This window comes from Salinivibrio sp. KP-1 (genome assembly GCF_000968645.1).
Taxonomy (GTDB): Bacteria; Pseudomonadota; Gammaproteobacteria; order Enterobacterales; family Vibrionaceae; genus Salinivibrio; species Salinivibrio siamensis.
In genome coordinates this window covers 1-2,793 of sequence record NZ_LAQR01000008.1, presented here as the reverse complement: position 1 = coordinate 2,793, position 2,793 = coordinate 1, and the positions used below count along the sequence as shown (strand labels likewise).

Here is a 2,793-nt window from a genome sequence, read left to right as displayed (position 1 = left end):
CCCGTGGCAGTGACAGGGGCATCGTCTTCATTGCCTTCGGTGACTGAGCCGGTAAAGTTACCGGTGACTTCAGGTAAGTCGTCGGTGCCGGTAATGGTGATAACAATATCTTGTTGCGTGTTATCGCTTGCGGTGAGGGTGATGGTGTCGGTCACCTGATCGCCGGCATCTAAATCCTGAACCGAGCCCTGATTTAGTGTATAGGTCCAGTTCTCACCGACTAGTTCCAACGAGCCGTAAGTGCCTGCCTGTGTGACGTCGGCAAACGTCGGATTGTCATCGCCATCGACATCACTGAGCGCAATGGTACCCGTGGCAGTGACCGCATCGCCTTCGTCACCTTCGGTGACTGAGCCAACAAACTCACCACTCACTTCTGGCGCATCGTCGGTCCCCGTAATCGTGATGACGATATCTTGTTGTGTGTTATCGCTTGCAGTGAGGGTGATGGTGTCTGTCACTTGATCACCGCCATCTAAATCCTGCACCGCAGACTGATCGAGGGTGTAGATCCAGCTTCCATTGACCAGCTCTAGCGAGCCATAGGTACCGGTCTCTGTAGTATTGGCAAAGGTGGGATTATCGTCGCCATCAACGTCACTGATTGAAAGTGTGCCACTTGCAGTTACAGGCGCATCGCCCACATTGCCCTCGGTCACGGAACCGATAAAGCTACCAGTCACTTCTGGCGTATCCTCACTACCAGTAATGGTGATGACAATAGCTTGCTGGGTGCCATCAGAGGCGGTGAGAGTAATGGTGTCGGTCACTTGATCGCCAGTATCTAAATCCTGCACGCTATCTTGATCAAGCGTATACGTCCAATCACCGTCTACTAGCTCCAACGAGCCGTAAGTGCCTGCCTGCGTGACGTCGGCAAACGTCGGATTGTCATCGCCATCGACATCACTGATCGAAATGGTGCCGGTTGCAGTTACTGCGGTATCGCCCACGTCACCTTCGGTCACTGAGCCAACAAACTCACCACTTGCTTCAGGGGCATCCTCTGTTCCCGTAATCGTGATGACAATATCTTGTTGTGTGTTATCGCTTGCGGTGAGCGTGATAGTGTCGGTCACCTCATCACCGGCATCTAAATCCTGCACGGCAGATTGATCGAGGGTGTACGTCCAAGCACCATCTACTAGCTCCAACGAGCCATAAGTCCCCGCTTCTGTAGTATTCGCAAAGGTCGGATTATCGCCGTCATCAACATCACTGATCGCAATGGTGCCGGTGGCAGTGACAGGTGCATCACCTTCGTTGCCTTCGGTCACGGAACCAATAAACTCACCGGTGACTTCAGGTAGGTCCTCGCTACCGGTAATGGTGATGACAATATCTTGTTGGGTGTTATCGCTTGCTGTCAGGGTAATGGTGTCGGTCACCTGATTGCCGGCATCTAAATCCTGCACGGCAGACTGATCAAGGGTGTAGGTCCAAGCACCATCTACTAGCTCCAGAGAGCCGTAAGTGCCAGCCTGTGTAACATCGGCAAACGTCGGATTGTCATCGCCATCAACATCACTGATCGCAATGGTGCCGGTGGCAGTGACCGCATCGCCTTCGTCACCTTCGGTCACTGAGCCGGTAAAGCTACCGGTGACTTCAGGTAAGTCGTCGGTGCCGGTAATGGTGATAACAATATCTTGTTGTGTGTTATCGCTTGCGGTGAGGGTGATGGTGTCTGTCACCTGATCGCCGGCATCTAAATCCTGCACTGAGCTCTGATCGAGGGTGTAAGTCCAGTTGCCGTTCACCAGCTCTAGCGAGCCATAAGTCCCCGCTTCAGTGGTATCGGCAAACGTCGGATTGTCATCGCCATCGACATCACTGATCGCAATGGTGCCGGTGGCAGTGACTGCATCGCCTTCGTCACCTTCGGTGACTGAGCCAACAAACTCACCGGTGACTTCTGGCTCATCGTCGGTGCCGGTAATGGTGATGACAATATCTTGTTGTGTGTTATCGCTTGCGGTGAGGGTGATGGTATCCGTCACCTGATCACCGGCATCTAAATCCTGCACGGCAGACTGATCAAGCGTGTAAGTCCAATTGCCGTTCACCAGCTCTAGCGAACCGTAAGTGCCGCTCTCTGTGGTATTGGCAAAAGTGGGTGCATCGTCACTATCGACATCACTGATCGCGATGGTTCCCGTGGCAGTGACAGGGGCATCGCCCACGTTGCCTTCGGTCACTGAACCAGTAAAGCTACCGGTGACTTCAGGTAAGTCGTCGGTGCCGGTAATGGTGATGACAATATCTTGTTGCGTGTTATCGCTTGCGGTGAGCGTGACAGTGTCTGTCACCTCATCACCGGCATCCAAGTTTTGTACGGCAGACTGATCGAGGGTGTAAGTCCAATTGCCGTTGACCAGCTCTAGCGAGCCATAGGTACCGGTCTCTGTAGTATTGGCAAAGGTGGGATTATCGTCGCCATCAACGTCACTGATTGAAAGTGTGCCACTTGCAGTTACAGGCGCATCGCCCACATTGCCCTCGGTCACGGAACCGATAAAGCTACCGGTCACTTCTGGCGTATCCTCACTACCAGTAATGGTGATGACAATAGCTTGCTGGGTGCCATCAGAGGCGGTGAGAGTAATGGTGTCGGTCACTTGATCGCCAGCATCTAAATCCTGCACGGCAGACTGATCGAGGGTGTAGGTCCAGTTCTCACCGACTAGTTCCAGAGAGCCATAAGTCCCCGCTTCTGTAGTATTCGCAAAGGTCGGGTTATCGCCGTCATCAACATCACTGATCGCAATGGTGCCCGTGGCAGTTACTGCGGTA

1 protein-coding gene is annotated in these 2,793 nt (G+C 53.2%); it reads right to left on the bottom strand.

From position 1 onward, the window contains the following. On the bottom strand, positions 1-2,793 hold a 2,793-nt coding region (locus WN56_RS08425), incomplete at both ends, for a VCBS domain-containing protein (protein WP_197075745.1).